The sequence below is a fragment of the Secundilactobacillus similis DSM 23365 = JCM 2765 genome (assembly GCF_001311075.1).
Classification (GTDB): domain Bacteria; phylum Bacillota; class Bacilli; order Lactobacillales; family Lactobacillaceae; genus Secundilactobacillus; species Secundilactobacillus similis.
On sequence record NZ_BBAD01000130.1, the window covers coordinates 1 to 5,414 of the forward strand.

Genomic DNA, 5,414 nt, shown 5'->3' on the forward strand with positions numbered 1-5,414 from the left:
CGGGAGTGGGGTCGTTATTGAGCTGGAACAACTTATGGATCCATTAATGCTTGATGCCGTGCTTGTATCGCATTACCACCACGATCACGTTGCCGACTTAGGGGTCTTACAGTATTATTGGCAGTTACATGAGGAACGGCCAAACGTTGAAACGCTACCCATTTACGGGCCAACCTCAGATCCACTTCAGTTTGGGAGTTTGACCTGGCCACACGCAACAGTTGGTCACGGATATTTGCCAGGCAATCAATTGACCGTGGGGCCGTTTGACGTGACGTTCCTACAAACGAAGCACCCGGTACCCGCCTATGCTATGCGGATTACGGAACGTGCCACGAAACAAGTGCTCGTATTTACCGCTGATACGGCGGCAATTTCTGAACTGGTGCCCTTCGCAAAATCAGCTGATCTACTACTGACGGATACCAATTTCTTTAACGACCATGCTGGTATCAAGTGGCATTTGACCGCCGGAGAGTCGGGACAATTGGCCAAGGATGCCGGCGTTGCGCAACTGGTGCTGACGCATTTGCCACAGCAGGGTGACCTTGACGAATTAGTTAGCCAAGCCCAGCAAACCGCGGGAACCATTCCGGTTTTGCGAGCCACGTTGCATCATACATTTGACATCTAAATGTGACGAAAAGCGGAGAAGTTCGTGACCTTTTAGTGAAGACCATTCCCAAATGAGGTAGAATTCGGTATACTAAAGTTAACAAAATACCTAATTGTTTTTATAAGTTTGGAGGTTGGTGCTATGACAGTCACACTATTCACGTCGCCTAGTTGTACGTCATGTCGGAAAGCCAAACAGTGGTTGAAACAACACGAAGTTGACTTCGTTGAACAAAACATCTTTGTTCAAGCACCGAGTACGAAGCAGCTCAAATGGATTTTACGGCTGACCGAGAACGGAACCGAAGACATTATTTCAAAACGATCAAAGGACTATCACCAATTGGCCGTTAATATCGATGACCTTTCGTTTAACCAACTGGTTGAGATGATTACAGCACGACCAGGACTTCTTCGACGACCGATTATTTTTGATGATAAACGATTGCAGGTCGGGTTTAATGAAGATGAGATTCGCCGCTTTCTCCCTCGACACATCCGAGTATTAGAGCTAGAAAAAGCAAAACGACGGGCCGACGTTGGTTAGCGTGGCCGGTTAGTTCAAATGCAGTCGTGTCACAGATTCCCTGGTTGGAGTCGGTGACAGTTTTAGGTTTAGGACATAGATGTGATAATGGACTTGGGTTCTGGGTAAATCGAGACGTTCAAACTTGATGTGCTCACCGATGCGTATCACACAATTACCGGTGATGTTTCGGGGAGGATGACTTGACGCAGACTGCCCGTGATTGCTATACTACAGTTATTTACTGTGGGGTTTGTTTGCAGTTCATATCCAGTGATCGATTTCTGCCACAAACGCCGGAGTACACAATCAGATGAGTGTTAAAATATCCTGATTATCAAAAGAATTCAAGCCAGATACTTTACAAACGCCTAAAATTCTCTAGAATTAAAGATGGGTCTATTTTGGTACGGCAGAAAGAGGTGTTGGGTCATGGAAATGGAAAGAATTAACGAGAATACAATTCGCGTGTTAATCGGTAACGATGATTTAACCCAACGGGGGATTACCGTCCTTGATCTGCTTGGTAACCACAAGCAAATTGAAAACTTCTTCTATAGTATTTTGGAAGAAGTCGACGCTGATCATCAATTTCAGGAAACGGATGCAGTTACCTTTCAGGTGTTGCCTAACCGGAACGGCCTGGAGTTATTTATTAGCAAGAGCGGCATGGACGATGACGATGTCCTTGAAGGTGATGACGATCAAGACACGAATCAGATTCAGTCAATTAAGGAAGAAGTACCAGACTTCTTAAAGCAACAGTTGATGCAGACTGATACTGATAGTGATGATCAAGCAACGACACCTACGAATGCGACAACGACACAGGGCGCACCATTACACACAACGGTGATGAAGCTCCGTGAGTTTGACGATTTGATTTCGATTGCCAACGCGCTTCACTTATCCGAAGTGACGTCTAGTTTGTACCACTATAAGGATACTTACTACTTGGAACTCGTTTTCCGGGTTAATGAAACGTCACCCGAAACGATTAAGGATGAACTGGCAGTTGCCTATGAATACGCTGAAAAGACACAGATTACAGCTGATGTCTTGGACGAGCACGGTAAAAAGATTATGGATCGCACGGCGTTAGAATTAACCCGGCGGTATTTTGATTAGTTAAGTGACTAATAACGGTCCTCAGGGGAAACCTTGAGGGCTTTTTTTGTGATTTAAAACTAACGAAACCTGTTACGCGTAGTTAAAGCCAAGGAGGTGACGTCATGTTGACGGCAAACGATCAAACCGCAACTTTGACAGTCGCAACGACTGCTGAACGCAGCGCGGCTTATTTTTGTCCGGGATGTCAGGCGCCGGTGATTTTAAAACGGGGCTTAAAGGTCATTGCGCACTTTGCTCACCGTGCGAAGACGAATTGTCAGTTATTTGCTGAAGGGGAGACGGATGCCCATCTAACTGGTAAGTGGCAGCTAGCGGCATACTGTGAGCCAACGCAGGTTGAATTGGAACCTTATCTGCCAGTGATCGAGCAACGACCAGACTTACTACTGACCACTTCGATGCGGCGAATCGCAATTGAATATCAGTGTTCGCCGATTACGATTGCCCAGCTTGATGCACGTAATCGCGGGTACCGGCAGCTAGCCATCGAGCCCTGTTGGATATTAGGGGATACCTACCGCCTCAAGCTAACTAAACTGGGTCAAATGGATAAATTCTTACGCTATTCTGACAAATACGGGTGGCACCTCCTCTTTTGGTGCACGACAACGGGTGAACTTGAAATTTGGGCTGAGATTCGGTCGATTTTTGGGGACAGCTGAGTTATACCCGGTTGCGTCATCATCAGGTGATCGAAAAGGTTCAGCCAATTAAACGACGAACGAGTCAAGACTTTCGACAACGATTGAGCGGTCAGCTATTATACAAGCACGCCAGAACGTTAAAGTGGCAAGAATACTGCTACCAGCATCACGGATTACTGCAGGCAATGCCGGACGTTTGCTTTTCAGCACCAGATTCGGTGCCGGTTTGGTTGGATGCGAGTTGCTTATGGCGGTATTTCGTCATTTTAAGATTGCAGGAAAAAGCGCTATTAACGGTTGTGACACTTGCGCAGTGGCAGGAGTGGGCAGAACAGGCAGCAGCGCTCATGCGACCAGCGTGTCTCATTCAGTGTTCTGACGAAACGATTCAGCGAGGGCAACGGCAACAGCTAGCTACGTTATTGACGTTACTCGAACAGACCGGTTGTTTGAAACGGTTACCCAATCAGCGGTGGCAATTCGTTGCCAACCCACGGTGAACCTGTGGTAAGCTAAGTATTCACGAATAATTGATAAGGAAGTGACTGTGTTGGCAGATGAGATCAAACAATTACCAACGCGTGCTGAAGTAGCACCGGCATTAACCTGGGATTTAACCCCCATTTTTTCAGATTTAACGGCATTTAACGATGAATTTAAGGCCATTGACGACGCAATTAAGGGTTTAGCTGACTTACAGGGGCAACTTGAACAAGGTCCCAAACAGTTGGCGGCAGTCATTGAAACAATGATGGCGGTGATTCGCCGGGCCGAAAAGGTGTACGTTTACGCCTCATTGAAGCACGATCAAGATACCGGGGATGCTGATAATCAAGCACTGAGTGGTCGAACGCAAAGCTTGATGACCCGACTTCAAAGCCAACTCGCCTGGTTTGAACCGGAATTGATGGCAGTAGATGAAACCACTTTAAAGCAGTGGTTAACGGATAGCTCGGAATTAAAACCGTATGCACACTACATTGAAAGTGTGACCAGTCAACGCGCCCACGTTTTAACACCAGCAGCCGAGCAATTATTAGCGCAAGCAAGTGATGCGTTAGGCGCATCAAGTAACACCTTTAGCATGTTAAACGATGCGGATTTAGAATTTCCAATTGTGACTGATGACGATGGTCAAACAGTGCAATTATCACAAGGGGTCTACGATCAGTTGATTCAATCGACCCAACCAGAAGTTCGAAAAATGGCGTTTAAGCAGCTTTATTCAACTTACCATCAATTTATCCATACGCTTGCTTCAACGCTAGCAGGGAACGTTAAAACTCATAATTTTGATGCTAGTGTTCACCACTACGACTCGGCTCGACAAGCGGCACTCAATCGCAACCATATTCCAGTTGCCGTTTACGATGCACTGGTAACGAGTGTTAATGCGCATTTGCCATTACTACACCGCTATGTTGCGCTCCGGAAGAAAATCTTACAATTACCGGAATTGCATATGTATGACCTCTATACGCCAATTACGGGTGAACCACAGCTAAGTTATACCTTTGAAACGGCCAAAGCTGAGGCGTTAAAAGCGCTCGCCGTTCTTGGCCCAGACTATCTCAGTCACGTTCAAACGGCCTTTGATTCACGGTGGATCGACGTGGTTGAAAATAAGGGGAAGCGGTCCGGGGCTTATTCTGGCGGCATGTATGATACCGCGCCCTACATGTTGCTGAACTGGCAGGATAACTTAGAAAGTCTCTTTACGCTAGTTCACGAGATGGGTCACAGTATGCACAGTTACTACACCACTCACAACCAACCTTATCAGTATGGCGATTATTCAATTTTTGTTGCCGAGATTGCGTCAACAACTAACGAAAACCTACTGACTGATTACCTGTTGAAGACGTATTCGGATAAGCGGGTTCAAGCTTTCGTATTGAACCATTATCTGGATGGATTTAAGGGAACCGTGTTCCGGCAGACCCAGTTTGCGGAGTTTGAACAATGGCTCCATGAACAAGACGCAGCTGGTGAACCGTTGACTGCGGATGCCTTAAGCAGTGCCTATCTAAAATTGAATCAGCATTACTACGGTGACGCGGTGATCTCGGATCCTGAAATTGCGGATGAGTGGTCTAGAATTCCACATTTCTACTACAACTACTACGTTTACCAGTACGCAACAGGTTTTGCAGCTGCAAACACGTTAGCAAGTGGCATTAATTCAGGCGACGATGCAAAACGCGAGGCTTACCTGAACTACCTAAAGTCTGGGAGTTCGGCTGACCCAATCGACGTCATGAAACGTGCCGGTGTTGATATGACGCAAACTGACTACCTTGATAGCGCCTTTGCAGAGTTTGAACGGCGACTGGATCAATTTGAGGCTTTAGCTGCGGAACTTTAATATACGTGACTATTGCGACTACAAAAAATGACGCTTAGGCGTCATTTTTTGGATTCGCTTGTGTCCAGCGTAAGCATGTTTAGTTTGTGAAATTCAGTGATTCTGATTTTATATAGTGGAAGGATGCCGCCGG

General features: G+C 46.3%; 6 protein-coding genes. All 6 read left to right on the forward strand.

Going from position 1 to position 5,414, the window contains the following annotated elements:
- Window positions 1–634, forward strand: a 634-nt coding sequence (locus tag JCM2765_RS15875; RefSeq protein WP_054737518.1) for an MBL fold metallo-hydrolase, incomplete at its 5' end; no start/stop codon positions are given.
- A gap of 123 nt (window positions 635–757) precedes the next feature.
- Window positions 758–1,162, forward strand: a complete 405-nt coding sequence (gene spx, locus JCM2765_RS15880; RefSeq protein WP_054737519.1) for a transcriptional regulator Spx — start codon at window positions 758–760, stop codon at window positions 1,160–1,162.
- Window positions 1,163–1,573: 411 nt separating this feature from the next.
- The gene (locus JCM2765_RS15885) at window positions 1,574–2,269 is read left to right on the forward strand and encodes an adaptor protein MecA (RefSeq protein WP_054737520.1); all 696 of its coding nucleotides are present in this window, start codon (window positions 1,574–1,576) and stop codon (window positions 2,267–2,269) included.
- 104 nt (window positions 2,270–2,373) lie between these two features.
- Window positions 2,374–2,934, forward strand: a complete 561-nt coding sequence (locus JCM2765_RS15890; RefSeq protein ID WP_054737521.1) for a competence protein CoiA — start codon at window positions 2,374–2,376, stop codon at window positions 2,932–2,934.
- A gap of 11 nt (window positions 2,935–2,945) precedes the next feature.
- The gene (locus JCM2765_RS15895; RefSeq protein WP_054737522.1) at window positions 2,946–3,416 is read left to right on the forward strand and encodes a hypothetical protein; all 471 of its coding nucleotides are present in this window, start codon (window positions 2,946–2,948) and stop codon (window positions 3,414–3,416) included.
- A gap of 50 nt (window positions 3,417–3,466) precedes the next feature.
- A complete protein-coding gene (gene pepF / locus JCM2765_RS15900; RefSeq protein WP_054737523.1) occupies window positions 3,467–5,281 on the forward strand; it encodes an oligoendopeptidase F in 1,815 nt (604 codons plus the stop codon).
- The last annotated feature ends 133 nt before the right edge of the window (window positions 5,282–5,414 follow it).

Excerpts from the sequence above, each read along its gene's own strand:
- JCM2765_RS15890 (WP_054737521.1), top strand. The coding sequence starts at position 2,374 with ATGTTGACGGCAAACGATCAAACCGCAACTTTGACAGTCGCAACGACT.
- JCM2765_RS15885 (WP_054737520.1), top strand. The coding sequence starts at position 1,574 with ATGGAAATGGAAAGAATTAACGAGAATACAATTCGCGTGTTAATCGGT.
- spx (WP_054737519.1), top strand. The coding sequence starts at position 758 with ATGACAGTCACACTATTCACGTCGCCTAGTTGTACGTCATGTCGGAAA.